The 24,482-nt window shown below is 68.3% G+C and carries 23 protein-coding genes, 1 pseudogene and 1 riboswitch; of the genes and pseudogenes, 9 read left to right on the top strand and 15 right to left on the bottom strand.

Going from position 1 to position 24,482, the window contains the following annotated elements:
* Positions 1–294 precede the first annotated feature (294 nt).
* From DKM19_RS52680 to DKM19_RS44270, 3 genes are all read left to right on the top strand, one after another.
* Entirely contained in the window at positions 295–420 is a 126-nt protein-coding gene (locus DKM19_RS52680; RefSeq protein WP_255415479.1) for a hypothetical protein, read from the top strand.
* Positions 421–530: 110 nt separating this feature from the next.
* On the top strand, positions 531–2,276 hold the full coding sequence (locus tag DKM19_RS44275; RefSeq protein ID WP_239513925.1) for an ABC transporter ATP-binding protein: 1,746 nt from the start codon (positions 531–533) through the stop codon (positions 2,274–2,276).
* A gap of 210 nt (positions 2,277–2,486) precedes the next feature.
* On the top strand, positions 2,487–2,786 hold the full coding sequence (locus DKM19_RS44270) for a Dabb family protein (protein WP_110706417.1): 300 nt from the start codon (positions 2,487–2,489) through the stop codon (positions 2,784–2,786).
* Here the strand turns inward: DKM19_RS44270 and DKM19_RS44265 are convergent.
* From DKM19_RS44265 to DKM19_RS44240, 6 genes are all read right to left on the bottom strand, one after another.
* A complete protein-coding gene (locus DKM19_RS44265) occupies positions 2,783–3,064 on the bottom strand; it encodes a hypothetical protein (protein WP_239513924.1) in 282 nt (93 codons plus the stop codon). The two genes, DKM19_RS44270 and DKM19_RS44265, sit on opposite strands and share 4 nt — an antisense overlap.
* The gene (locus DKM19_RS44260; protein ID WP_110704626.1) at positions 3,061–4,275 is read right to left on the bottom strand and encodes an adenylosuccinate synthetase; all 1,215 of its coding nucleotides are present in this window, start codon (positions 4,273–4,275) and stop codon (positions 3,061–3,063) included. The genes DKM19_RS44265 and DKM19_RS44260 overlap by 4 nt, the downstream gene beginning before the upstream one ends.
* Positions 4,276–4,374: 99 nt before the next feature.
* Positions 4,375–5,331, bottom strand: a complete 957-nt coding sequence (locus DKM19_RS44255) for a hypothetical protein (RefSeq protein WP_110704624.1) — start codon at positions 5,329–5,331, stop codon at positions 4,375–4,377.
* Between the two features lie 263 nt (positions 5,332–5,594).
* Positions 5,595–6,680 carry a lipopolysaccharide kinase InaA family protein gene (locus DKM19_RS44250; protein WP_110704622.1) on the bottom strand — a complete coding sequence of 362 codons (1,086 nt, stop codon included), beginning with the start codon at positions 6,678–6,680 and terminating at the stop codon, positions 5,595–5,597.
* Entirely contained in the window at positions 6,677–7,411 is a 735-nt protein-coding gene (locus DKM19_RS44245) for an NUDIX domain-containing protein (RefSeq protein ID WP_110704620.1), read from the bottom strand. The genes DKM19_RS44250 and DKM19_RS44245 overlap by 4 nt, the downstream gene beginning before the upstream one ends.
* Positions 7,412–7,528: 117 nt before the next feature.
* Positions 7,529–7,972 (bottom strand): TIGR03668 family PPOX class F420-dependent oxidoreductase, encoded by a 444-nt coding sequence (locus tag DKM19_RS44240; RefSeq protein ID WP_110704618.1) that lies wholly within the window; start codon positions 7,970–7,972, stop codon positions 7,529–7,531.
* A gap of 25 nt (positions 7,973–7,997) precedes the next feature.
* On the opposite strand from DKM19_RS44240, the gene DKM19_RS44235 reads away from it, so the two are divergent.
* Positions 7,998–8,309, top strand: a complete 312-nt coding sequence (locus DKM19_RS44235) for a CopG family antitoxin (protein WP_110704616.1) — start codon at positions 7,998–8,000, stop codon at positions 8,307–8,309.
* Positions 8,310–8,464: 155 nt separating this feature from the next.
* Here DKM19_RS44235 and DKM19_RS44230 read toward each other — a convergent pair whose 3' ends face one another.
* Positions 8,465–10,315, bottom strand: a complete 1,851-nt coding sequence (locus DKM19_RS44230) for an acyl-CoA dehydrogenase (RefSeq protein ID WP_110704614.1) — start codon at positions 10,313–10,315, stop codon at positions 8,465–8,467.
* A gap of 208 nt (positions 10,316–10,523) precedes the next feature.
* Between DKM19_RS44230 and DKM19_RS44225 the strand changes: the two genes are divergently transcribed.
* The 3 genes from DKM19_RS44225 (at position 10,524) to DKM19_RS44215 (ending at position 12,303) form a co-directional block, all read left to right on the top strand.
* Positions 10,524–11,309: a class I SAM-dependent methyltransferase gene (locus DKM19_RS44225; RefSeq protein WP_110704612.1), complete on the top strand. Its 786-nt coding sequence runs from the start codon at positions 10,524–10,526 to the stop codon at positions 11,307–11,309.
* Positions 11,310–11,328: 19 nt separating this feature from the next.
* Positions 11,329–11,396, top strand: a riboswitch (guanidine-III (ykkC-III) riboswitch).
* Positions 11,397–11,422: 26 nt separating this feature from the next.
* A complete protein-coding gene (locus DKM19_RS44220) occupies positions 11,423–11,746 on the top strand; it encodes a multidrug efflux SMR transporter (RefSeq protein ID WP_110704610.1) in 324 nt (107 codons plus the stop codon).
* A 188-nt stretch (positions 11,747–11,934) separates the two neighbouring features.
* Positions 11,935–12,303, top strand: a complete 369-nt coding sequence (locus DKM19_RS44215; protein WP_110706416.1) for a VOC family protein — start codon at positions 11,935–11,937, stop codon at positions 12,301–12,303.
* 161 nt (positions 12,304–12,464) lie between these two features.
* Here the strand turns inward: DKM19_RS44215 and DKM19_RS44210 are convergent, their stop codons facing one another.
* Entirely contained in the window at positions 12,465–12,929 is a 465-nt protein-coding gene (locus DKM19_RS44210; protein WP_110704608.1) for a hypothetical protein, read from the bottom strand.
* A gap of 287 nt (positions 12,930–13,216) precedes the next feature.
* Here DKM19_RS44210 and DKM19_RS44205 point away from each other — a divergent pair, with 287 nt between their 5' ends.
* Positions 13,217–13,666: a GNAT family N-acetyltransferase gene (locus DKM19_RS44205; RefSeq protein ID WP_110704606.1), complete on the top strand. Its 450-nt coding sequence runs from the start codon at positions 13,217–13,219 to the stop codon at positions 13,664–13,666.
* Between the two features lie 231 nt (positions 13,667–13,897).
* Here the strand turns inward: DKM19_RS44205 and DKM19_RS44200 are convergent, their stop codons facing one another.
* The 3 genes from DKM19_RS44200 to DKM19_RS44190 form a co-directional block, all read right to left on the bottom strand.
* Positions 13,898–15,910, bottom strand: a complete 2,013-nt coding sequence (locus tag DKM19_RS44200; RefSeq protein ID WP_110704604.1) for a molybdopterin-dependent oxidoreductase — start codon at positions 15,908–15,910, stop codon at positions 13,898–13,900.
* A 200-nt stretch (positions 15,911–16,110) separates the two neighbouring features.
* A complete protein-coding gene (locus tag DKM19_RS44195) occupies positions 16,111–17,733 on the bottom strand; it encodes a M28 family metallopeptidase (protein ID WP_110704602.1) in 1,623 nt (540 codons plus the stop codon).
* Positions 17,734–17,926: 193 nt separating this feature from the next.
* Entirely contained in the window at positions 17,927–18,352 is a 426-nt protein-coding gene (locus DKM19_RS44190; protein WP_305000285.1) for an RpiB/LacA/LacB family sugar-phosphate isomerase, read from the bottom strand.
* Positions 18,353–18,488: 136 nt separating this feature from the next.
* On the opposite strand from DKM19_RS44190, the gene DKM19_RS44185 reads away from it, so the two are divergent.
* Positions 18,489–20,894, top strand: coding sequence for a lysylphosphatidylglycerol synthase transmembrane domain-containing protein (locus tag DKM19_RS44185; RefSeq protein WP_110706415.1), 2,406 nt, complete (start codon positions 18,489–18,491; stop codon positions 20,892–20,894).
* 54 nt (positions 20,895–20,948) lie between these two features.
* Here DKM19_RS44185 and mgrA read toward each other — a convergent pair whose 3' ends face one another.
* The 4 genes and pseudogenes from mgrA to DKM19_RS51360 all read right to left on the bottom strand — a co-directional run.
* The gene (gene mgrA / locus DKM19_RS44180) at positions 20,949–21,977 is read right to left on the bottom strand and encodes an L-glyceraldehyde 3-phosphate reductase (protein WP_110704598.1); all 1,029 of its coding nucleotides are present in this window, start codon (positions 21,975–21,977) and stop codon (positions 20,949–20,951) included.
* Entirely contained in the window at positions 21,974–22,642 is a 669-nt protein-coding gene (locus DKM19_RS53185) for a prolyl oligopeptidase family serine peptidase (RefSeq protein ID WP_369990753.1), read from the bottom strand. The genes mgrA and DKM19_RS53185 overlap by 4 nt, the downstream gene beginning before the upstream one ends.
* A gap of 168 nt (positions 22,643–22,810) precedes the next feature.
* Positions 22,811–24,007 (bottom strand): annotated as a pseudogene (locus tag DKM19_RS53180) (oligopeptidase B); the annotation flags it as partial.
* Between the two features lie 265 nt (positions 24,008–24,272).
* Positions 24,273–24,482, bottom strand: a 210-nt coding sequence (locus DKM19_RS51360) for a hypothetical protein (protein ID WP_204358500.1), incomplete at its 5' end; no start/stop codon positions are given.

The raw sequence follows: 24,482 nt of genomic DNA, 5'->3' as shown, positions 1-24,482 counted from the left end.
GAAGCCCATCTGGGGGGCGGTATGCCGTACGCGGTGGAGGTGCCCTGCAAATTATGAAAATCGCTCCTTGGGGCTTACCTGAATCTTTCTTTAAGGTTCAACTTCTTAGGTAAAGTCTTTGAGAGAATGTCGGGTTGTAATTTTGGGAGAGTTTACCTAGGTCAACATTGGGAGCTTATTGGAATGGGCGGTTAAAACATCTTCAATACGTGCTGTATTAGCCTGTTTGTCCGGGTATGAGTGCTAATGTCATGGTTGGTAAGGCACGAAAGATCAGTTCGAGGGGAGAACGCAATGACTTTCAACAAGGTCTTCCCGACCCGCGACTGGGGCTGGGGCGGAGGCTGGGGCTGGCGCCGCCGCGGCGGCTGCGGTGGTGGCTGTGGATGCCGTCGCCGTCGCTGGGGCGGTTGGTGGTAACCAGCTCCACCTGAGAGCCGACGGTGAAACCGTCGGCTCTCACTCTTCTGAGGGGCCGACTGGGAGGCGCGTCAATGAGGAAGAACCAAGCCGAGGAGGAACTAAAACTAATGGTGCAGCCACCTCCAGTCGCGCCGGCGGTTTCCATCCGGAAGGCCTTCCAGCAGTTCTGGCCCTATACCCGTGGCGTTCGCAGACTTTTTGCGGTCGGCGTTCTGTTCGCGATCGTGGCGGCGGTCTGCGAGGTGGCCTCAATTGGGCTGTTCGGATTCATCACGGACGAGGTGCTCAGCCGTCAGGCCTTGGAGGCGTTCTGGGTTCCCGCGCTCGCCTGGCTGGGTCTCGCGGTTGTCGCGGGGATCGCCTCCTTCATCGGCGCCTATGCCACGGCCGTGGGCGGGGAACGCTTTCTGCTGCGGTTGCGGGACAAGGCATTCGCCCACATCCAGACGCTCACCCCTGACTTCTTTGAAAACCGCCGATTGGGCGACCTGATGGCCAGGCTCACCGACGACATCGAGGCCATCGAGGAACTGGTCGGCTCCGGCCTGGTACGGCTCTTCATGACGATCGCCAGCGTGATCTTCTTCGCCGGAGCGGCCTTCTACATCCGGTGGGATCTGGCGCTGGTGACGTTCGTGATGGTCCCGGCGTTCCTGCTGGTCTCCAAGTACTTCGCGGCGAAGTTCAGGAACGCCGCCGCACGCGAGCGGCTCAGCAACGGCACGATGAACAGCGTCATCGAGGAGAGCCTGGCCAACCAGTCCCTGGTCCAGGCCTACAACCGCCAGAAGGCCGAGGCCGAGAGGCTGCACGCCGAAGGCAGCACCTGGCTGCAGGCCAACGTGACTCAGGCCCGGCTGTCCGCACTGTACGGACCGGTCGCCCAGGTCATCCAGACCATCTGCCTGCTCGTCATCCTCGGAGTCGGCGCGTGGGAGATCGTGGAGGGGCGTCTCACCATCGGCGGGCTGCTCGCCTTCGCCGCCTACGTCGCCTACCTCTACCCGGCGGTCCAGAACCTCGGTCAGATCGCGCTCAACGTCTCCGAGGCGGCGGCGGGCGCCGACCGCGTCATGGAGATCCTCCAGATCCGGCCTGCCGTCACCGACCGCGACGCGACCGCTCAGCCGGCGACGCGAAGTCACGGCCGGGTCGAGTTCGTCGACGTCGATTTCACCTATCCCAACAGGTCCAGGCCCACGCTGCGGCACCTGTCCTTCAGCGCCGATCCGGGTGAGCTCATCGTGTGCACCGGGCCGAGCGGCGTGGGCAAGTCCACCCTCGCCAAGCTCCTGCTGCGGTTCTACGATCCCTCGGCCGGGAGCATCCTTCTCGACGGAGTGGATATTCGCGACATGTCGCGCCAGGCACTCCGCGAGAACATCACCATCCTCCAGCAGGAGAGCCTGCTCTTCTCCGGGACGGTGCGCGACAACATCGCCTACGGCCGTCCGGACGCCGGCATGGACGACATCGTCCGGGCCGCGGTCATGGCCGACGTGCACGACTTCATCGGCACGCTGCCCCAGCAGTACGACACACCCCTCGGGCAACGCGGCCGGCTCGTCTCCGGCGGCCAGCGTCAGCGAATCGCCTTCGCCCGGGCGATCCTGCGCGACTCCCCGGTGCTCGTCCTCGACGAGCCGATGACCGGGCTCGACTCACCCACTGCGGCACGGATCATGGAACCCCTCAAGCGGCTCATGTCCGGCCGCACGACCATCCTCATCACGCACGACCTCCGCCTCATACCCGAAACGGCGCGCACGATCGTGCTCGGTCCCGCTCAGGGGCCCGATTCGATAAGGATCGAGCCCGTCAAGCGCAACGGCGCGACACCGCGCCGGGTCTGAGAGGACCCCGGGAAGACGGAAGGACCGAGCCCGTCAAACGCAGCGCGACACCATGCCGGATCTGAGAAGGACCAGGGGGAGGCGGAGGGATCGAGGCCGCCGAGCACGGCGCGGAGCCCGGTTGAGGAAGGCGGCCCGAGGGCGTCCCCGCCGTCGATGCTTCCCTTGTCTGGCCGTACGCTGGCCGGGCACCCGAACGAAGGGAAGATCATGTTCAGGCATGTCGTGCTGTTCACATGGACCGAAGGGGCCACCGACGAGCAGAAGGCCAATGTCGCGGCCGAGCTCGCCAAGCTGCCCGGGGCCATTCCGGAAATCCGCGCCTACACCCTCGGCCCCGACGCGGGCGTGAACCCCGGTAACCAGGAGTTCGCGATCGTCGCGGACTTCGACGACGTCGACGACTTCCTGGTCTACCGCGACCACCCCGTGCACCAGGCTGCGATCGCCGAACACATCAAGCCGATCGTGGCATCCCGGGCAGCCGCACAGTTCGTCTTCCAGGCCTAGACTTCCGGCGGGTTGTTCTCACGGTGCAGCAGGCGATCATCTGACACCCGTCCGCGCCTGGGCGCCATCACGAGGCTCAACACGACCCCGATGGCACCGACGATCATGAAAATCAGGCCGATGACGTCGATGTGTACGTTCCTGCCGAGAACGTCGGGTTCGATGGCGAATCGGAGGATGGCGCCGATCGTGAGAAAAAAGATGCTGACCCCGACACCCATCGGTTCCTCCGGGTAAAAGTTAGCGATCAGGTAAAGGGAGCGTACGAGATTGGTCATACCCTCTCGTGCGTGATCACACTACTGAATACGGCCTTGTCCGCGGCGGTCGGTCCCGAGGAGCCCAGGAACACCGGGACTCCCAGGGCCTCGGTCACGGCCGCGGGCCAGTCGACGATGCCGTCGGCATAGCGGGGCCGGGCCGTCCGCAGCCGATCGGTCAGCCTGGCCTGCGCGTCGAGGTCGCCCGCCGGGCCCACGGGAAGCTCGCCGATGTCGTAGGAGACACACATCCGTGACACCGGTGCGTCCAGGTGGGTGAGCGCGAGCGCGTCGGCCCCGCCGGCGACCGCCAGGGCGTAGCGGTGGGCCACCGCGTCGAAGTGACCCACGCGGAACGGACCCTGCCAGGGGCCGGTCCCGTTGTGGGCCTCGGCCACCTCGATCGTGGGATCCTCGGTGACCAGCGGACCGGGCCCGTGCCGGGGGGTGTAGGTACGCAGCACGCCGAGCTTTACGGCACCCGACCCGTCGAGCAGGGCCAGCGCGTTGGCGAAGGTCGTCGTGCTCCAGGTGGTGTGGGGGTGGAAGCCGTACCACTCGTCGAGCAGCACGCCCTGAGCCCCCTCGAAGATCACCGGCCGCCTGCGCAGCAGCGCGGTCATGAACGAGGAGTCCACGAGGATCACCCGTTCGGCGAACGCCCGGTAGGCCGCGACACAGTCCTCCACGGGCGGCCCCGTCACGTCCAGCGTCTCGCGGAGCGCGTGCAGCTTGCGGGTGAGCCGGGCGGGGTTCTCACAGTCGCCGACCGTCGGTGCAAGACCGGGATGGGCCAGGGCATACGCCATGGTCTCGCCGACGCCCATCCCGCACGACCCGTGCCGGTCCGCGGCCCGTGCCAGCTCCCGGGCCCGGCCGGCCGCCACGTGGTACGGCGTGGCGAGCAGCGCGTCCCTGTCCACGGTGAGCAGCCCGAACGGATCCGGAACCCCCAGCTCACGCAGGTGGGCGGCCTCCGCCGCCAGCGCCGGCGGGTCCACGACCATGAACCGGGACAGGTGGGTCGGCACGCCCCTGAGCGTCCCCGATCCGAACTGCGCGAACGTGTGGTGCCGCCCGTCGGGCAGGACGACGTTGTGCGCCGCCTGCCCGCCCCCGTTGAACCTGACGACCGCCTGGACGGGCTCCTGCGCGCAGAGCCAGTCCACGACGGTGCCCTTGCCCGCGTCGCCGTACCCGAGGTCGACCACGATCACGTGCTCACGCATACGACGCCTTCGTTCTCGGTCCGGGCCGAGTGGCGGTGCTCGGGGGCGTCCGCCGCTCGAAGTCCGGCCACATCGCTCTCGCCGGCAAGGGTGGTTTGCTCACAGCCTGATCACGCCGCTCTTGCCGCCGAGGTCGAGGTCGTCGGCCACCACGAGCGTGCCCCGGTCGAGCCGGGCGAGGGCCCTGCCCACGGCCGCGCCGGCGGACGAGCCGAGCTCGTCGAGGTCGTCCAGCCCCTCCTGCAGGCCGATGGCGTCCTCGCCGAGGCCGACGGTGAGCGCGATGATCTCGCAGACCGCGTCCAGGTCGTCCAGCTCCAGCACGTTCTGGCCGAGCAGCTCGCGCCAGGCGGTCAGCACCTGATCGTCCCCCGCGTAGCTCGTTCCGGCGGGCAGGATGTAGTAGACGTCGTAGACCCTGGTCAGCTCGGCGACGAGGTCCCTGGTCGGGATGTCCTGTCGGAGCCTGTCGCCGACGACCTTGCCGACCTCGCGGCGCTTGACCTTCGGATAGGGCAGCTCGTCGCCGATGATGAACAGGTAACCCCGGCGCCCCCGCTTCTCGAAACAGTCGATCGCGGTGTGCCTGGCCATGAAGTACATCGCCAGCTCGTACGACTCGCTCTTCTGGCCGCCGCCCCCGCCCTCGAGCAGGATCTTCCCGAGGTGCTCGTCCATCCGGTTGTCGGACTCGAACTGCCCGACCTGTAGCGGGGCACGGTCGCAGGTGGCGTCGCCGATCGCGCCGAAGAGGATCTGCGGATCGGTGGCGTAGCCCTTGCGGAGCAGCAGGCCGAGCAGGTCGGGCAGCTTGGTCTGGAGCGTGCGGGGCACCCCGCCCATGGAGCCGGTCACGTCGAAGAGGACGGCGACGGCCAGCGTGTTGGGGTGCTCGGCGGAGTCGCGGCTCTCGCGGACCGCCACGCCGAGCGGATCGAGATCGTCATGAACGGTACGGGCGCCGCTGTCGCTGTAGGCGAAGGCGCTGTCGCCCTTGGCCGCACGGTAGCTCTCGGCGGCGGAGTAGACGTCGGTGGACCAGATTCCGCTTCCCATGAGGGATGTCTCCTGAAGTCAGGGGTGGGGGGCTCGTGCTTTTTGAGGCTTCTGATCGGGCGTGCAAGGGGCCCGAGGCCGTCGGCCGGAGACGGAGGTGCCCGCGCTTCCGGGGCCGCCTGCCGGCTGGGGGCCGTTCAGAGGTGGAGAGGGCTGTTTGGAAGTGAAGCGGTCGGTGTTTCCTGGGGGCCGTTCAGAGGTGAAGCGGTCGGTGTTTCCTGGGGGCGTTCAGAGATGGAGCGGTCGGTGCTTCCTGGGGGCGTTCAGAGATGGAGCGGTCGGTGTTTCCTGGGGCCGTACAGGTCGTCGAGGAGGTCGTCGAGCTCACCGAGAAGCCGCCAGGCGTCGCCCGGCGGGCTCGCCAGGCTTCCCCGGACGAAGTGGCGGACAGGGGCCGGGACGCGGTTGCCCATGAGGGCGGCCACGCAGCGGGTGGCGAGGTGGATGTCGGTGGCCTGGGTGGCGGGCTTCCTGGTGAGAGCCTCGGCCGGGTAGTCGTCGCGGTGTCTGGCCACGAGGGCGGTGAGCGGGGTGCCGAGCGGGACCGACTGGCCCCAGTCGACGAGCACCAGGCCGTGGTCGACCGGGTGGACCAGCACGTGGTGTCCGAACACCGCACCGTGCACGACCCCGGCCCTGTGGGCCAGTCCGATCGCCACCAGCAGCCGCCGCCAGATCCACGCCGCGTCCCTCGGGTCGAGCACCGGTCGCCGGCGCGCGATCTCCGCGAGGCTCACGAACCCGTCCGGCACCCGGCTGATCACGTTCGCCTGCCGTTCGACCCCGTTCGAGCGGTGCCGGAACGACTCCACCAGCCGGGGCACGTACGGCAGGAACAGCGGGTCGCCGTCCCTCGCGATCGTCCTGAGCGCGTCGGCCTCGCGTCGCATGAGGTCGTTGTCCGCGTGGCTGTGCGGAAGCTTGAGCAAGGTGTCCGTGCCGGTCTCGTACAGCACGGCCGACGCGCCCCGCCGGAAGACGGCTCCGATCCGGTAGGTCCCCCGCCTGGTGGTGATCACCTTCTCGCCGCCTCGACGGGTCCCCGTCTCACGGTCCTGGCCGCCGCTCTGACCGGTTCCCGGTTCGCCGTTTCCCGTCCTGCCGTCTCGGAAAGTCCTCGTCTCGCTGCCCTGACCGTCGTCCCGGGCGGTTCTCGTCTCCCGGCCGTGTGCCGCCCACAGCTCGGCCAGCCTGGCGAAGGCCGCGGCGGCGTCCGGCCCCGGCGCGAGATCGGGATGGAGCAGCCGCGCCAGCCGCCGGTATCTCCGGCCCGGCGAGTCGCCGCCGAACAGGTCGCCCGGCGTACGGGCGGCGGCCACCAGGGCGATCGCCTCGGCGGTCGTGGTCATCTGACCTCCTCCTCTCGCGAGGGCCGTAGCAGAGCGGGGTGGAGGAGCCGGGCGTCGCCGGCCCGGTAGAGCTTGGCGCGGGGGCCGCCCCTGGCACCGCCGCTCTCGGTGGTCTCCCCGGTGCTCTCCACGAACCCGGGCACCGAGAGGATCTTGCGGTGGAAGTTGCCCGCGTGCAGCGGCACACCCCAGACCGTCTCGTAGACGGCGCGCAGCTCGGAGATCGTGAACCTCTCGCCTGCGAACGCGGTGGCCAGCGGTGTGTACTCCAGCTTGTCGCGTGCGCGCTCCAGGCCGTGTCCGAGGATGCGCTCGTGGTCGAACGCGAGCTTCGGCAGCCGGTCGACCCGATGCCAGGCGGCGTCCGCCGCGTCCGAGCCCGCCCGGGGATCGGGCAGGTCGGGTGCGAAGGCCAGGTAGGAGATCGACACGATCCGCATGCGCGGATCCCGTTCGGGGGCTCCGTAGCTGGCGAGCTGCTCGATGTGCACCCGCCCGGTGAGACCCGTCTCCTCGTTCAGCTCCCGCGCCGCGGCCTCCGGCAGATCCTCCCCGGGCCGGATGAATCCGCCGGGCAACGCCCACAGTCCCGCATAGGGCTGCTCGCCCCGCTGGACCAGCAGCACGTGCAACGCCTCTCCGCGAATGGTCAGCGCCACCACGTCGACCGTCACCGCGACCGCAGGGTAGGCGCGCGGGTCGTAGCCGGCCAGGAACTCGGATTCATCCATCGCATGTCCTTCTCAGATTGAGATAATCTCAGTATGAGAATAACAGCGCTCAGATGTCAATGTCTTAGTTCGGTCCGGAGTTACTCGGGCATAGGGGGCCCGGCGAGACATGTGGGACTACAGGCCCGTGTAGGACCATCCCGTCCAGGACTCCACCGCGATGAGGACCACCGGTCCCTGCGGGGGCCGGTCGCGGTACTGCCGGTAGCGCTCGGCCAGGCGGGCGAGAGCCCGCTCGCGGGCTTCATGTGCGTCACTGTCGTCACCGCCGTCACCGCCCTCGACGATCCGGGCTCTCCCGTCGGCGCGGACCCACCACAGCTGTGACCAGTCGTCGTCGTAGTGATCCACCAGAAGGCACACCCGGTCATCGGCCGCGATGTTGCGCAGGCGACGGAGATCTGTGGTGCGCTTCGGCTTGTGGTCGATCGCGAAGGAGACCGTGTCGCCGTCCACATCGAAGGTGACGGGTACCAGATGGGGCCGGCCGAGCTCGTCGACCGTGGCGAGCCGGGCCACCCTGGCCGCCCCGAACCTCGCCCGCGCCTCGACCTCATCCACCAGCCCATTGAACCAAGAAGGCGAGATGATCACTGTGACACGAGACAAGATCGACGAACTGGCCGCCTACTACGACGAGCACGACACGACCGCGGATCTGGAGCGGGCGGTTCCGCGTGAGCCGGTGCCCGCCGACGAGGTGATGATCGTCACCTCCCTGCGGCTGCCGAAGCCTGTGATGGATCAGGTCCGCGAACGAGCCCGGGAGCGGGGAGTCAAGCCCACCGCGCTCATCAGGGAATGGGTGGAGGCGGCGCTCGCCGGGCAGGACGCCGTGGTTCCCATCAGTGTGATCATGGCTTCGGTCGCGGAATATCAGCACAAGCAGGCGTCATAACCCTTCCTGACGAGGGTTGTGGGAGTGAACGGCACGAGGGCGGTGTGCATGGCCGTACAGAGAAAGACGGGGAAAACGGGTGAGGGGCGGTCCTGCGAACAGGATCGCCCCTCACCCGTCGGCCTGCCGCGGGAGCAGGTGGTCGGGTGGAGAAATCAGAAGGCCTCTTCGGGCAGTTCCATCAGGTCCTGGTTGGTGGCGTCCAGCGTGCGGCGCTCGGCGGCGATGCGGGGCAGGACGGTCTGGGCGAAGAACGAGGCCGCCGCGACCTTGCCGGTGTAGAAGGCCTTGTCGCTCCGGCCCGTGCCCGATTCCGGCGCGATGGCGGAGGAGCCCAGGGCGGTCAGGGCCACCTCGGCCTGGCGCAGGAGCAGCCAGGCGATCACCACGTCGCCCAGGGCGAGCAGGAACCTCGTGGTGTTGAGGCCGACCTTGTAGACCTCCTTCGGAGCCTCCAGCGAGCCGATGGCCCAGCCCGCCATGGCGTCGGCCATGGCCTTGACCTCGTTGGCGGCCTCGGCGAGGAGCTTGCGCTCCTCCTTCAGGCGGCCGTTGCCCGCCTCGGAGGCGGCGAAGGCCGTGATGTCGCCGTACAGCGAGCCGAGGGCGGCGCCCTGGTTGCGCAGGATCTTGCGGAAGAACAGGTCCAGGCCCTGGATCGCGGTGGTGCCCTCGTAGAGGGAGTCGATCTTGGCGTCCCTGATGTACTGCTCGATCGGGTATTCCTGCAGGTAACCCGAACCGCCCAGGGTCTGCAGGGAGCGGGCCAGCAGCTCGTAGGAGCGCTCGGAGCCGACACCCTTGACCAGCGGGAGCAGCAGGTCGTTCATCGCCTCGGCGTGCTCGTCCCTGCGGCCCTCGTGCTCGGCGATCAGCACGTCGTCCTGGTAGGTGGCGGTGAGCAGGACCAGTGCCCGCATGCCCTCGACGTACGACTTCTGGAGCATCAGCTCGCGACGCACGTCCGGGTGGTGGGTGATGGTCACGCGCGGAGCCGACTTGTCGGTCATCTGGGTGAGGTCGGCGCCCTGCACCCGCTCCCTGGCGTAGGAGAGCGCGTTCAGATAGCCGGTGGAGAGCGTGGCGATCGCCTTGGTGCCCACCATCATCCGGGCGTGCTCGATGATCATGAACATCTGCTTGATGCCCTCGTGAACCTCGCCGATCAGCGTGCCCACGGCGGGGTGCTTGTCGCCGAAGGTGAGCTCGCAGGTCGTGGAGACCTTCAGGCCCATCTTCTTCTCGACGTTGGTGACGTAGACGCCGTTGCGCTCGCCGAGCTCGCCGGTCTCCAGGTCCACGTGGTACTTCGAGACCAGGAACATCGACAGGCCCTTGGTGCCGCCGCCGTGCCCCTCGGGGCGGGCCAGCACCAGGTGGAAGATGTTGTCGGTCAGGTCGTGCTCGGCGCTGGTGATGAAGCGCTTGACGCCCTCGATGTGCCAGGTGCCGTCGTCCTGCCGTACGGCCTTGGCACGACCCGCGCCCACGTCCGAACCGGCGTCCGGCTCGGTGAGCACCATGGTGGCGCCCCACTGGTTCTCGATGGCCAGCTCGGCGTAGCGCTTCTGGGCCTCGGTGCCGATCGTGTGCAGCACGTGGGCGAAGGCCGGTCCGCTGGAGTACATCCAGATGGCCGGGTTCGAGCCGAGGATCATCTCCGCGAGCGCCCAGTTCACGCTGCTGGGCAGGCCGGGACCGCCCATCTCGACGGGCAGGCCGATGTTGGTCCAGCCGGCCTCGCGGTAGGCGGCGAAGGACTTCTTGAAGCCCTCCGGCATCGTCACCGAGCTGGTGGCGGGGTCGAACACCGGCGGCTTGCGGTCGCCCTCCTCGAAGGAGTCGGCGAGCACGCCCGTGGACAGGCGGTTGACCTCTTCGAGGAGGCTCCGCACGACGTCCTCGTCCAGGTCGGGGTAGCGGCCGGTGCCCAGGATGTCCCGGCGTCCAAGCACCTCGAAGAGATTGAACTCCAGGTCACGGACATTGCTCTTGTAGTGGCCCATGGGGTCTGCTCCTTGAAACCGGGGGAACCGGGACTCTTACGTACTCACCAGTAACCTTACCCGGAATGCTACCCGCCAGTAACCCGTAGAAAACTGTTTAATTGGGGTGTTCGCCACACCTACGGCCAGGCGTCGATCGACCGGTCCGCCACGCATCTACGGCCCGGCGTCGATCGACCGGCCCGGCCGGCTCTTCTAGGCTCTTCAAATGGACGAACAGTGGCGGGCCGACCTCGCGGGGTGGGGGATTCCGGAGGAGATCGCGGCGAAGGCCCCGGCCGATCCCTGGGGCTATTCACCGGCACGCTTCGCCGAGCGGACCGATCGCGCCCTCGCCGACCCCGAGGGGCCGACCCTGACACGGGTCGCCGAGGCGCTTCCGCGGGGCGGGAGCGTGCTGGACGTGGGCGCGGGCACCGGGGCGGCGTCGCTTCCGCTGGCCGCGAGCATGGGAGAGCTGATCGCGGTGGACCCCTCCGCCGCGATGCTGGCCGAGCTGACGTCCCGGGCGGCCAGGCTGGGCGTCCCCACCCGGATCGTCGACGGACGCTGGCCCGACGTCGCGGCCGAGACCCCGCCGGCGGATGTCGCGGTCGCCGCGCACGTCGTCTACAACGTGCCTGACCTGTCCGGCTTTCTCACCGAGCTGTCCGCCCACGCTCGCCGTCGAGTCGTCCTGGAGCTCACCGAGCGGCACCCGATGAGCTGGCTCAACCCCCTCTGGCAGCACTTCCACGGCATCACCCGCCCGGCGCGGCCCACGGTCCACGACGTGATCGCCACGGCGGAGGCACTCGGCCACGAGGTCCGCCACGAGCGGCGCCTGGCGCCGCTGACCCGCTTCGCCGATCTGGACGAGCTGGCGGAGAGCGCCTGCCGGAGGCTCTGCCTCGGCCGGGACCGGGCCGATGAGGTGATCGCGACCGTGATCGAGCTGGACATGTGGCCGGTGCCCCGCGACCAGTGGTTCACACTCTGGTGGGAATCAATGTGAGATCTGCCCCGTTTCAATAACAGAGCCCCCAGCGGGGAGGCCTCCCGGACGAGACGCGCCGTACCCGGACTGAAAAGACGACGCTCCTTATAGATCTTTATAGAGGAGTCGTCATGGCCTGGGTTGTCATCGTCATCGCCGGTCTGTTCGAAGTCGCAATGGCGTATTCGCTCAAGCTGAGCAACGGATTCTCCGTGCTGTTGCCGAGTCTCGGATTCTTGATCTTCGCCTTTCTCAGCTTCGCCCTGCTCGCAATGGGCCTCAGAAGTCTGGAGATCGGTACGGCCTACGCCGTCTGGACCGGCATAGGCGCCGTCGGCACCGCCACGCTCGGAATGCTCTTCCTGGGTGACGAGGTGTCGTTTCTCAAGGTCGCCTCGATCCTGCTCATCGTCGCCGGCATCGTCGGTCTCAACCTCGCCGGTGGCGGGCACTGACCGGGGACGCCATACCCCGGAACGCCGACCGGAGGCGCTGACCTGGCACGGGCGAGAGCGCTGAACGGGTGCCGGCCGGAACGCCGAAACGGCTGATGCCGAGCGTCGCGTGCCGTGACCTGCTTTACGGCATGGGCGGTGTCGAAAACCTGCTTGACAGCTTAGGTGGTGTCGAGTTGGGTGGGCGCATGATTGACGTTCACTTCGTGACTTTCGACTGCGCCCAGCCGTACGAGCTGGCGACCTTCTGGAGCAAGGCGACCGGCTGGGAGATCCACCCGGACGACGGGAAGGAGGACGACGAAGTCCTTCTCCAGGGCAAGCTGAACCTGCTGTTCATCAGGGTTCCCGAGGGGAAGTCGGTCAAGAACCGCCTGCACCTGGACGTCACCGGATCCGATGGCACGACCCGTGACCAGGAGGTCGAGCGGCTGGTGGGGCTTGGCGCCGTGGTCCACGAGGAACGACGCGACCCCGACGACAAGGGCTGGGTGGTCATGCTCGACCCGGAGGGCAACGAGTTCTGTGTCTGCCGCGCCGCGTACGAGAAGTCGTAGAGGGTTCGGCCGGTAGGGCGCGGGGGCCCTTACCGGAAGGATCCGGGCGGCGGGTTCCGGCCTGCGTTCGGGGTGGAGTGCGGCAGCGCGGCGGCGAGGGCGAACACGCCGAGGCCGCCGAGTGCCGTGATCAGACTGACGCGCGCAGGTCCTGATGCCGTTCAGCGGCCGGAGGGCAGGGAAGACTGGCCTCGTCCCCTGATGGCCAGAGCCACGATCGCCGTGATCAGATAGACCAGGACCCCGCCCTGGAGCGCGTCCAGCGCCGCGCCGAACACGCCCTCGCCGTCGACGATGAGCTGGACCGGATACATGAGCGCCGCGGAGCCGAGCGCGGGATAGAGGGAGAACTTCCAGGGGTGGCGCTGCGCCCAGAGCCGGGCCTGCCGGGTCACCCGGTCGCCGACGTTGGGCTTGCTGACCGAGCCGATGGCCGCGATGAGAGCGAAGAGGCCGATGCCGACCGTCATCGCCCAGGTCAGATCGGCGCTTCCGGTGATCGCGCCCAGGCCGAAACTGGTGGCCGCGACCGCGCCACCGGTCACCGCGGCGGCCTTCCAGGGAGCTCCGCGCAGGGCCGCTCCGGCGAGGGACATCTCGTCCTGTCGAGTCAGTTCGTCTTTCATGCCTTCAGGTTGCCCTTTCGAGCCCCTTGTGCACATCGGGGAGCAACCCTGATTGTTCCCAGGGTTGTTGCATCCGGGACCGGCACGGAACCAACGAGCCGCAGCCGTGACGGCCGGTCGAACCGGCAGGCGGTCTCGGCCTCCGCGCTCGCGCCCCGGAGCCCCCTTGGGCCGTGGCGGCTCTGCCGGGCCAAAGGGGTCCTGTGCCCGCGCCTCGGAGTCCTCCTCGGCCGCGGCCGCCCTGCCGCGTTGAGGGATCCGTTTCCGCGCTGGATAGGTTGGTTGGCATGTCAGTGGATTTCCGTATCGCCCGTGCCGAAGACGTCCCGCTCATCGTGGCCATGCTCGCCGACGACGTCGTCGCCGCGGCCCGGCAGGGGACCTTCGGGGACGAGCACCGCGCCGCCTTCGAGGTCATCGACGCCGATCCCAACAACGAGCTGATCGTCGCGGAGCTGGGCGGCGAGGTCGTGGGCACCATGCAGCTCACCTACATCCCCGGCATCTCCCGCCGGGGCGCGCTCCGGATGCAGATCGAGGCGGTCCGCGTCGCCTCCGATCTGCGCGGGCGGGGACTGGGCAGGAAGATGATGGAGTGGGCCCTCGACCGCGGACGGGCCCGCGGCTGCGCCCTGGTCCAGCTGACCACGGACAAGTCCCGCAAGGACGCCCACCGGTTCTACGACTCGCTCGGCTTCACCGCGTCCCACGAGGGATACAAGCTCGCGCTGAGCTGATCGCCCTTCTCAAGGGGGTCGCGGTCCGCGCCGAGCCGGCCGATCATTCGGCGGCACCGGGCGAGGCGGTGGTTCTCGCCGCCGATCCGTGAAGCCGGCCGGCCGCCTGCCGGTCATCCTCCCCGGCGGGGACCACGCCGGTCGGCCCTTCACCGGCGATCAGGGGCCGAAGGCGCTCTGCCCGGCCGCGCCGACCGGCTCCTCACCGGCGATCAGGCACCCTCATGGCCTTCAAGAAGTACAGGGACCGAGCTCGACCAGGTTGTCGTGGTAGACGGCGCCCCGGCCCATGTCGGCGTCGCGTGCGTCCACGACCGCGTTCGCCGTCGATCCACCCCGGCTCAGCTTGCGCCAGTGCCCCTTCGTGGAGGCCACCACGCCGGGCTGCACCTTGTCGCTGACCTCCACCACGGCCTCGAACTCGCCGTTGTCGTTGAACACCCGGGCCCGCTGCCCGTCGCTCAGATCCCGTCGCGAGGCGTCCGCCGGATTGACCAGGACCCGAGGCCCCTTCGAACGCCGCAGCAGCTCGGGGTTGTTGGCGAAAATGGTGTTGAGGAACGTGTGGGAGGCGGGGGTGATCAGCGTCAGCGGATACGCCCCGCGCGTGGCCGAGGCCGTGTGCGAGGGGACGTACGCGGGCTCCGAGCCGAACTCCATCCTCCCCGAGGGCGTCGGGAAGCCATCGGTGAAGGGCACGAACGGCTGCGGCACGTTGAGCCGGACCCAGCCCTCCTTGCGCAGCCGGTCCACCGTGATGCCCGTCAGGGACGGGTGACCGGAGGAGAGCAACTGCTCGGCCAGTTCCAGGTCGGAGTCGTACAGGGACGGCTCGGTGAGGCCCATGTGCCGGGCCAGGCGGCGGAACGTCTCCGCGGTGGACAGGCACTCGCCCGGCGGCTCGACGGCGGGCTCGTTCCACATCAGATACATGTGCCCGTAGCCCGCGTGCAGGTCGGTGTGCTCGATCTGCATGGTCGCGGGCAGCACGATGTCGGCGTAGTCCACGGTGTCGGTCGGGAACTGCTCCATCACGACCGTGAACAGGTCTTCACGCAGCAGCTTCTCGCGGATGCGGTTCTGGTTGGAGGTGGAGCTCATCGGGTTGGCCGCGTACACCCACAGGCACTTCACCGACTCGTCCAGCTCGTCGGCCAGCCGGGTCATGGTGAGCGTGCGGACCGGTTCGGCCAGCAGGTCGTCGCGGGTGTCGATGTTCAGGTGGATGTGCCCGCTGGTGGAGTACGCGATCCCGCCGCCGGGATGGCGCCAGTCGCCGGTCACCCCCGGGATGGCGGCGATCGTGCGCATCGTGGTGCCGCCGCCCGCGTGCCGCTGGATGCCCATCGTGGCCCGGATGCCGGTGGGCCGGGTGTGCGCCAGCCGTACGCCCAGGGCCCGGATGTCCGGCTCGGGCAGCCCGGTGATCTCCGCCACGCGCGCCGGGGGATGCCGCAGGATCTCCGCGCGGAGGTTCTCCCAGCCGTTCGTGTGGTTCTCCAGGTAGTCCCGGTCCTCCATCCCCTCGGAGAGGACGACGTTCATCAGCCCGAGCGCGAGGGCGGCGTCGGTGCCGGGCCGGATCGGCAGGTGCTCGTCGGCCTGTTCGGCGGTCCGGGTGCGGATCGGGTCGATCGCCACCACGTGCGCCCCGGCCGCGCGGGCGTCCTGAACGAACTTCCAGAGGTGGTGTCCGCTGGTCAGCGTGTTCGTGCCCCAGAGCAGGATCAGCTTCGACAGGGCGAAGGTCTCCGGATCCATGCCGCCGGGCGTGCCGTTGATCCGCGACAGCCCGGTGTTCCCGGCCGCCGAGCAGATGTTCAGGAAGTGCCTGGAGGCTCCGAGCACGTTCCAGAACCGCCGACCGGCCACCCCCTCGGATCCCTGGACGTAGCCGAGCGTGCCGGTGCCCACGTACGGCCAGATGGCCGCGCCGCCATGCTCGTCGACGATCCCGCGCAGCCGTACGGAGATCTCCTCCAGGGCCTCGTCCCAGCTGATCCGCTCGAACCGGCCGGATCCCTTGGGTCCGATCCGCCGCATCGGATGGAGGATGCGGTCGGGCGCCTGGGTGTGCTCCAGGTAGCGGTTGACCTTCACGCAGAGCGCGCCGCGGGTGTAGGGGTGGTCGGGGTTGCCACGCATCTTGACGGCCTTGCCGTCTTGAACGGTCACCACCCACGAACAGGTGTCCGGGCAGTCCAGCGGACACGCCCCCAACACTCGCAATTCACCCAACGACATGCCCTCGACTGTAGCCGCGCGCAAAAGGGAAGGCGGAGAGGGTACGGCTTCGCGCCCTCCCCGCCTCCCACGAGCCGTCTCCCACGAGGCGTCGAGCCGCTTCCCGCACGGCGACGGGCTGCGGCTCGGGATGCCGGTTTGAGGCGCTTTCCACGAGGCGCTTCCCGCACGGCGACGGGTGATCCGTCACCGTGCGGGCGCTACCTGGAGACGACGGCGTGGTCGTGGTCGGGTTCGAGACCGGCCGCACCGACTCCCGGCCCGGGAAGGACGGGAAGAACGGGGGCGGAGACGACGGTGGCGTCGCCGCCGGGCAGTTTGCGGCTGCGGGCGTAGGCGAGCGCCGCCGCCGTGATCGCGTCGGCGTTCGCCGTCAGAGCCCTGTCGTTGACGTTGGCGATGGTGTCGCACGCCTTGTGGTAGCAAACGTCGTAGGCGACCCCGGCCTGGCCGCCGAACGCGGCCGCCTCGGCGGCGGTCTTGATGCCCTCGGCGCCGGTGAACAGGCCGCCCGAGGGGATGCCCACACCGATGAACGGACCGTAGTCGGAGCGGCCGGTGAAGTCGGTGCCGACGTACGGCAGGTCGGACCTCGTGAAGTGGTCCTCGAAGAACTTCTCGATCTGGTCCGAGCCCGGAGGACCCGCGGGGGCGCCGATCGCGTCGGAGTTGTCACCGTCGTAGATCCCGATGATGTGGTTCGGCGAGGCGATCATGTCGAAGTTCAGGTACATCTTGATCTTCGCCTTCTCCGCGGCGGGGAGGCCCGCCACGTAGTGCTTGGAACCGAGCAGGCCCAGCTCCTCGGCCCCCCAGAAGGCGAAGCGGAGCCGGTTCCTGGTCTGCATGTCGCGCATGGTCAGCGCCGTCTCCAGAATGCCCGCGGTGCCGGAGCCGTTGTCGTTGACGCCGGGCCCGTCCGCGACGCTGTCCAGATGGGCGCCGAGCATGACGATCTTGTTCGGGTCGCCCCAGCGGCTCTCGGCCAGGACGTTGCGCGTCCTGCGGTGTGGATCGCCCTCGGTGTTCGTGACGAGCGTCACGGTCGTCCCGGGGACGGCCAGTTCCTCGCCGGCGGCGAAGGTGGTGGCGACGACGGGGATGTTCGTGGTGGGGGCGCCGAGCGTGCCACCCATCAGGCCCCTGCGGTCGTCGGGGAGTAGGTCGGGCTGGCCCTCGTTGAAGAGGATCACGCCCGAGGCGCCGGCCGCCTGGGCGAGCTCGGCCTTGACCTGGAAGGGGCAGGTGCCCCGCTGGATCAACGCGATGTTCCCCGAGACGAACCCGGCGAAGTCGCTCGCCTCGCAGCCGGAGGTGGAGCTCGGCACAGGGGACGGCGGCAGGACCAGGTCCACTCCTTGCACGGGAGCCGTGACGTTCCCCGATCCGGAGTAGGTCATGGTCCTGAAGTCGACCTTGCGCACATAGGTCTTGGCCTCGGGTGCCACCCGCCTGAGCGTGGGCTCCGTGATGTCACGGAAGAACGGGAACTCGAACTCCTGCAGGGTGACCTGATACCCGGCGGAACGCAGCACGTCGGCGACATAGGCGACGGAGGCCTCGTGGCCGGGGGTGCCCGAGGCGCGGGTACCGCCATTGGCGTCGGCGATTTTCTGAAGCTGTTCCAGGTGGCGCTTGATCGCCGCTACGTTGACCGCCGCGCCGGCCGCTTTGAGGCCTGGTTCCGCGGCCGGTGTCCCGGCGGACCGGGACATTCCGAGATCCGCCTCCGCGCCGGCGGGGAGAGGGACGACGACGGGCAGGGCCAGGACCGACGCCGCGGTGATCGCGGCCAGCAGCCCCCTGCGGGCGCGGGCGCGCATACGGAACTCCTCCGTCGAGAGCGGGGCGGGCGACCTCCCGCGCTCACGATGAGACGCGACGCGGCGAGAACGATCGCGATCGTTGGACGGAACCCCGTAGGGGGCATAGGCGGTGGCGAACGGACGACAGCGCATGATGATCAGCTTTTCAGGCCTTAGCCTCATTGATCCAGCATCGCCGCAGTTCGGAGGGTCAATTCTCGATCTCGGACAGGTACGCTATGTTCGCCTGATCGTTCTCGTCGAGGCTGGCACTCGCGGCGAACCAGGCATCCAGGATCTCCTCCAGCAGGGGCGCCGAGATCAACCGGAGGCTGATCGCCAGCACGTTGGCGTCGTTCCATCGCCGGGCTCCGGCAGCGGTCGCCGCGTCCGAGCAGAGGGCCGCCCGGACTCCCGGCACCTTGTTCGCGGCGATCGACGCCCCGGTCCCGGTCCAGCAGCACACGATCGCCTGATCGGCCACGCCCGAGGCGACATCCTCGGCGGCACGAGAACAGCACCACGCCCAGTCGGCGCGTTCATCGGTCACGGCACCGTGGGGTATCACCGTATGACCTCTTTCTTCGATTTCAGAGATCAAGATGGAAGCCACGCCGTCGAGGCTGTCGGAGGCCACTGAGATACGCATAATTTCAATTGTGGACACTGGAGAAGAAGATCAGTGACGCACTTGTAATGATGATCGATGACGCACTTGTAATACGAACCGGGCAGAATCGCTGGCGGTGACGGAAATCAAGCAATGGGACGAGATGACGTCCATCGATGGCGCGGGGCGATCGACGGGCGATGATTCCGTCGTGCTCGTCGTCGAGCCGTTGCTCCCGCAGCGGATCCGCCGGCCCTCCGACCTGTTGCGGTTCCTGGCCACCGTGCTGGGCCTGACGGCCGTGGTGCTGCTCGCGCTCGTCGCGCAGAAGACTCTCAACGGTCTCGAAGGCGACGTCACGGACGGCACGAACCGGGCGCCGTTCCTCCTCAGTGGTCTGGCCGGGGTGCTGAGCGGGGCGGCCATGCTGGGCGTCCCCGCCGCCTTCGCGATCGAGAGGGTTCTCCACCGCGACGGCCTGCGGGTGGCCGAGGGACTTTTCGCGGCCATCGCCGGGATGGTGCTCTCCTTCGCCCTCGGCGAATGGATCCTCCACGCGGGCCCGGGGGATCTGCGGCTCCTGCTGACCGGTGGCCGGAGCGAGGTCGAGCCGATCAACACCCTGCTCACCCCGGTCATCGCCTACGTCACCGCCGTACGAATATCCCGCCGGCCCACCTGGCGGGCGGCCCTGTGGAGCGCGGTGGCCCTCAACGCGGTCGCCCTGTTCGCCGCGACGGCCGCCACCATCCTCGGCATCGTCGTCTCGATCCTTCTCGGACTGGCGGTCGGCTACGCGATCCTGTACGGCGTGGGCAGCCCCAACACCCGGCCGCCGGGCAGCGCGATCGTCGCGGCGATCCGCAAGCTGGGTTTCAAGCCGGTCAAGGCCCGCAGGCTGGACGACGACCACCAGAGCAGCCGCCGATACGCCATCGGCCTCAAGGACGGCAGCCGCCTCGACGTCACCGTGCTCGACCGCGACCGTCAGGTCGCCGGGCTGCTCTACCGGCTCTGGCGGCGCATCCGGCTCAACACCGAGACCCGTCGCAGGGCCATCCGCTCGCTCCGTCCCGAGCTGGAGCGCGAAGCCCTCATGGCGTACGCCGCGCAGGCCGCGGGGGCGAGCACACCCCGGCTCGTCGGCACCAGCGAGATCGGCACCGAGGCCGCGCTGCTCGCCTACGAGCACACCGACACCCGCGCGCTCGACGAGATCCCCGACGAGGAGATCGACGACAACCTGCTCGCCCAGATCTGGGAGCAGGTCCTGCTCCTGCAGGTCCAGAGGCTCGCCCACCGGAGGCTGACCGGCGACAGCATCCACGTCGACAACGAGGGCCGCGTCATCCTCATGGACGCCCGCAGCGGTGAGATCGCCGCCGGGGACCTGCTGCTCCGCCTCGACATCGCTCAGCTGCTCACCTATCTCAGCCTGCGCGTCGGCGCCGCGCGCGCGGTCGACGCGGCCGCGCGGGTGGCCGGCCCGAGCGCGCTGGCCGGCGCGCTCCCGCTGCTCCAGCGGATCGCGCTCACCCGCGAGACCAGGGCCGCGCTGTCCAAGAACAAGGAGCTGCTGACCGCGATCCGCGAACGGATCGTCGAGCTCGAACCCAAGGCCGAGGCCGAGGTCGAAGGGGTCCGCCTGGAGCGCTTCCGCCCCCGGACCCTGATCACCATCATCGGCAGCGCCTTCGCCGCGTACTTCCTGGTCTACTACCTGACCCAGATCAACCTGAACATGATCACGTCGGCCAAGTGGGGCTGGACCGGCGTGGCGCTGGGCGCCGCGATGCTGAGCTACGTGGCCGCCGCGCTGATGCTGATGGGCTTCGTGCCGGAGAAACTCCCGCTCGGCCGGACCGTGCTCGTCCAGTTCGCCGGATCGTTCGTGAAGCTGGTCGCCCCCGCGGCGGTGAGCGGTGTCGCCATCAACACCCGCTACCTGCAGAAGCGCGGCATCCCGCCGGGCCAGGCGGTGGCCAGCGTGGGAGCCTCCCAGCTCATCGGCCTGGCCTTCCACATCGTGCTGCTCCTGCTGTTCGCCTACGTCACCGGCTCCAGCGCCGCCACGTCGTTCACCCCGTCGCGCACGCTGGTGATCACGTTGCTCGCCGCGGCCGTGCTCATCGTGGTCATCATGGGCATCCCCCGGCTGCGACGCCTGATCATCACGCGCCTGCGCCCGCTGTTCTCCGGCGTCATCCCGAGGCTGCTGGACGTGATCCAGTCACCTCGCAAGATCGTCCAGGGGTTCACCGGCACCCTGCTGCTGACGATCTTCTTTGTGGTCTGCCTCGACGCCTGCGTCCACGCCTTCGGCGGCTCCCTGAGCTTCGCCGCCGTGGCCATCGTCTTCCTCGCGGGCAACGCCATCGGCTCGGCCGCCCCCACCCCCGGAGGCCTCGGCGCGGTCGAGGGCGCCCTCTCGCTCGGCCTGACGCTCTCGGGCCTCACCTACGAGGTCGCCACCTCGGCCGTGCTGCTGTTCCGGCTGCTCACCTTCTGGCTGCCGGTGCTCCCCGGCTGGGCCTCGTTCACCTACCTGCAGCGACACGAGGCCCTTTGACGAGACCCTCACGGGTCCTGCGGGGGTTTTCTTCGGAGGGTGGGGGCGGTGGAGTCAGGCCTGGCTGGACGCGGCCCAGATGTTGACGCCCGCCTCGACCGCGTCCCGGTCGATCGCCTCCAGCTCGTAGGCGGCGAACGACAGGTTCTCCACAGCCGCGAGGCTGTTCTCCAGCTGCCCGACGCTGCTCGCGCCGATCAGCACCGAGGTGACACGCTTGTCGCGCAGCGCCCAGGCCAGCGCCATCTGCGCGAGTGACTGGTCCCGCTTGCTCGCGATCCCGTTGAGGGTGCGGATGTGCCGCATCGTCTCGTCGGTGAGCATCTCGGGGGTGAGGAAGCGCCCCAGGGAGGCCCGTGAGCCCTCGGGGATGCCGTCGAGGTAGCGATCGGTCAGCATTCCCTGCGCCAGCGGGGAGAACGCGATACAGCCCACGCCCTCCTCCTCCAGGACGTCGAGCAGCCCGCCCTCGATCCACCGGTTGAGCATCGAGTAGGAGGGCTGGTGGATCAGCAGCGGCGTGCCCATCTCCCTCAGGATCCGCGCGGCCCGGGCCGTGTGCTCCGGGGAGTAGGAGGAGATGCCGGCGTAGAGCGCCTTGCCCGACCGGACCGCGTGGTCCAGAGCGCCCATCGTCTCCTCCAGCGGCGTCTCCGGGTCGTACCGGTGGCTGTAGAAGATGTCGACGTAGTCGAGCCCCATTCGCTCCAGCGACTGGTCCAGGCTCGACAGCAGATACTTCCGCGACCCCCACTCGCCGTAGGGGCCGGGCCACATGTCGTATCCGGCCTTCGTGGAGATGACCAGCTCGTCGCGGTAGGGGGCGAAGTCCTCGCGGAAGTGCCGCCCGAAGTTGGTCTCCGCGGAGCCGGCCGGCGGGCCGTAGTTGTTGGCCAGGTCGAAGTGGGTCACTCCCAGATCGAAGGCCCTCCTGAGGATGTCCCGCTGGATTTCGAAGGGCTTGTCGTCGCCGAAGTTGTGCCAGAGCCCCAGGGAGACCGCGGGCAGCTTGAGCCCGCTCCTGCCAACCCTGTTGTACGGCTGCCGCTCGTCGTAGCGGTCGTCGGCTGCGAGATATGTCATTGGGTCACCTTGGCTGTGTCGAGGATCCAGGAGAGGGTGAAGGCCTCTTCGCGCCAGGAGTCGTACCTGCCGCTTCGGCCGCCGTGTCCGGCGTCCATCTCCGTCTTGAGCAGGAACGGCCCGCCGTTCGCGACCTCGCGGAGCTTCGCGATCCACTTGGCGGGCTCGTGGTAGAAGACCCGGGTGTCGTTGAGGCTGGTGATGGCCAGGATCGGCGGATAGACCCGGTCGTCCACGTTCTCGTAGGGCGTATATGACTTCATATATTCATACACATCCGCATCGTGTAGGGGATCGCCCCACTCGTCCCATTCGATCACGGTCAGCGGCAGCGACGGGTCGAGGATCGTGTTCAGAGCGTCCACGAACGGCACCTGGGCCACCACGCCCGCGAAGACCTCCGGTGCGAGGTTGGCGACCGCTCCCATGAGCAGTCCGCCGGCCGAACCGCCCCTGGCGATGATCGCGCTCGACCAGCTCTCGTCCCTGAGATGCCGGGCGGCGGCGATGAAGTCGGTGAAGGTGTTCTTCTTCTTCTGGAACTTGCCGTCCTCGTACCAGTGGCGGCCCATCTCGCCGCCGCCCCTGATGTGCGCGATGGCGAAGACGAAGCCCCTGTCGAGCAGGCTGAGCCTCGCGATGGAGAACGACGGGTCGATCGACATCTCGTAGCTGCCGTAGCCGTACAGCACGGTGGGCGCGGGGCGGTCCGTGCCCTTCCTGACCACGATCGAGATGGGGATGCGGGTCCCGTCCTCGGCGGTCGCCCACTCGCGGAACTGCTCGTAGTCGGCCGGGTCGTAGCCGCCGAGCACGACCTTCTGCTTGAGCAGGACCAGCTCACGCGCCTGAAGGTCGTAGTCGTAGACCGAGGGCGGGGTGACCATGCTGGTGTAGCCCAGCCGGAGCCGCCCGGTGCCGAACTCCGGGTTGCCCGAAGGTGCGACATCGTAGATGGGTTCGGGGAAGGGGATCTCGTAGGGCTCGGCGTCCCCGGGCAGGATGCGGATGCCGGTGAGCCCGTCGCGGCGGAAGTGCACCACGGTGTGGTTCTGGAAGGCGTCGATGTCGAGCAGCCGGGTGTCCGCGCGGTGCTCGATCAGCGGCGTCCAGCTGCCGGGATCGTCGAGCGGCGCGGTGGCCAGCTCGAAGTTCTCCGCGTTCTGGTTGTGCAGGACGAGGAAGTGGTCGCCCGCGTGGTCGACGCCGTACTCGACGCCGGTCTCCCGAGGCCGTACGACGCGGAACTCACCCGCCGGATCGTCCGCCTCAAGGATGCGGATCTCACTGGTGATCTTGCTTCCGGCGGAGAGCACCAGGTAGCGCTCACTTCGGCTGAGACCGATGCCGACCCAGAACCGCTCGTCGCTCTCCTCGTGGACGAGCACGTCGTCCTCGGCCGGAGTGCCGATCGTGTGCCGGTGGACCTGGTTGGGCCGCCAGGCGTCGTCGACCGTCGTGTAGAAGAACGTGGTGCCGTCGGCCGACCAGGCTCCGCCGTAGAAGATGCCGGGGATCTCGTCGGAGAGGGTCTCACCGGTGGTGAGGTTCTTCACCTTCAGGGTGAAGCGCTCGTCTCCGGTGAAATTGACGGAGTAGGCGAGCAGGGTGCCGTCGGGGCTGATCGAGCTGGTGCCGATGGAGAAGAAGTCGTTGTCTCCGGCGAGCTCGTTGCCGTCGAGCATGATCTCCTCACCGGGCAGGGCCTCGCCGGCCTTCAGCTCGGGGGGCGTCTCTCCCTCGGCCGCCACCCGGCACTGGATGCCGTACTGCTTGCCCTCCTCGGTCCGGGAGTAGTACCACCAGCCGCGTTTGCGGGTGGGGACCGACAGGTCCGTCTCCAGGGTGCGATCCTTGATCTCCTGGAAGAGCTTCTCCTGCAGGGGCTTGAGATGCGCGGTCGCCTGTTGCGTATAGGCGTTCTCCGCCTCCAGGTAGGCAACAGTCTCCGGATCGTCTTTGACCGTCAGCCACGCGTAGTCATCGACCACGGTGTCCCCGTGGTGCACGCGCTCGCTGGGAACCTTCTTCGCCGTAGGCGGCGTCTGGCTGCTCCCCCCGCCGAGTCTATGTTTCCCGCCGGACCCGGTTCCTGGTCCCCTCCGAGTCTTCCGCGCATCCTCCGGGCACGGCTCTCCGGGTCTCTCCGTGTCCGCTGCGCGTCCGCCGGGTGTCCGTCGTGTGTCTCCGTTGCCTCGTGAGCTTCGCGGTTACGTCCCGAGCGGTCTTGGGGGACTGCTAATCTTTCGAAGTCGGCAGGGTCCGGCGCAAACCACTTAGTTCACTCCGGTGACTTCAGTATGGCTGCGTCATGTTTGCCGGTGATCCTTTCAAACCAACGGTTTCAAAGATCGGTTCGCAGAGCCGCTCAAGGGCTGGTAAGTTTGAGGGGTTGCCCTGGAAACGGGGTCGCTCGAATTTCTCTAAGATAAGCAAGATCGAGTCAACTGGTTGAAAATGAGCTGGTTTGACACGAAAAAGCGGGTCTGAAAGAATAAGGGCACA

It is taken from the genome of Streptosporangium sp. 'caverna' (assembly GCF_003203775.1).
Taxonomy (GTDB): Bacteria; Actinomycetota; Actinomycetes; order Streptosporangiales; family Streptosporangiaceae; genus Streptosporangium; species Streptosporangium subroseum.
This window is presented reverse-complemented; position numbering and strand designations above follow the sequence as displayed.

Coding starts and splice junctions, on each gene's coding strand:
- DKM19_RS44245 (WP_110704620.1), bottom strand. CDS start 7,411: ATGGATGAATCCGAGTTCCTGGCCGGCTACGACCCGCGCGCCTACCCT.
- DKM19_RS44250 (WP_110704622.1), bottom strand. CDS start 6,680: ATGACCACGACCGCCGAGGCGATCGCCCTGGTGGCCGCCGCCCGTACG.
- DKM19_RS44255 (WP_110704624.1), bottom strand. CDS start 5,331: ATGGGAAGCGGAATCTGGTCCACCGACGTCTACTCCGCCGCCGAGAGC.
- mgrA (WP_110704598.1), bottom strand. CDS start 21,977: ATGACATATCTCGCAGCCGACGACCGCTACGACGAGCGGCAGCCGTAC.
- DKM19_RS44215 (WP_110706416.1), top strand. CDS start 11,935: ATGATTGACGTTCACTTCGTGACTTTCGACTGCGCCCAGCCGTACGAG.
- DKM19_RS44235 (WP_110704616.1), top strand. CDS start 7,998: ATGATCACTGTGACACGAGACAAGATCGACGAACTGGCCGCCTACTAC.
- DKM19_RS44195 (WP_110704602.1), bottom strand. CDS start 17,733: ATGCGCGCCCGCGCCCGCAGGGGGCTGCTGGCCGCGATCACCGCGGCG.
- DKM19_RS44220 (WP_110704610.1), top strand. CDS start 11,423: ATGGCCTGGGTTGTCATCGTCATCGCCGGTCTGTTCGAAGTCGCAATG.
- DKM19_RS44225 (WP_110704612.1), top strand. CDS start 10,524: ATGGACGAACAGTGGCGGGCCGACCTCGCGGGGTGGGGGATTCCGGAG.
- DKM19_RS52680 (WP_255415479.1), top strand. CDS start 295: ATGACTTTCAACAAGGTCTTCCCGACCCGCGACTGGGGCTGGGGCGGA.
- DKM19_RS44260 (WP_110704626.1), bottom strand. CDS start 4,275: ATGCGTGAGCACGTGATCGTGGTCGACCTCGGGTACGGCGACGCGGGC.
- DKM19_RS44185 (WP_110706415.1), top strand. CDS start 18,489: ATGACGTCCATCGATGGCGCGGGGCGATCGACGGGCGATGATTCCGTC.
- DKM19_RS44230 (WP_110704614.1), bottom strand. CDS start 10,315: ATGGGCCACTACAAGAGCAATGTCCGTGACCTGGAGTTCAATCTCTTC.
- DKM19_RS44205 (WP_110704606.1), top strand. CDS start 13,217: ATGTCAGTGGATTTCCGTATCGCCCGTGCCGAAGACGTCCCGCTCATC.
- DKM19_RS44200 (WP_110704604.1), bottom strand. CDS start 15,910: ATGTCGTTGGGTGAATTGCGAGTGTTGGGGGCGTGTCCGCTGGACTGC.
- DKM19_RS44270 (WP_110706417.1), top strand. CDS start 2,487: ATGTTCAGGCATGTCGTGCTGTTCACATGGACCGAAGGGGCCACCGAC.
- DKM19_RS53185 (WP_369990753.1), bottom strand. CDS start 22,642: ATGTCGATCGACCCGTCGTTCTCCATCGCGAGGCTCAGCCTGCTCGAC.
- DKM19_RS44210 (WP_110704608.1), bottom strand. CDS start 12,929: ATGAAAGACGAACTGACTCGACAGGACGAGATGTCCCTCGCCGGAGCG.
- DKM19_RS44275 (WP_239513925.1), top strand. CDS start 531: ATGGTGCAGCCACCTCCAGTCGCGCCGGCGGTTTCCATCCGGAAGGCC.
- DKM19_RS44265 (WP_239513924.1), bottom strand. CDS start 3,064: ATGACCAATCTCGTACGCTCCCTTTACCTGATCGCTAACTTTTACCCG.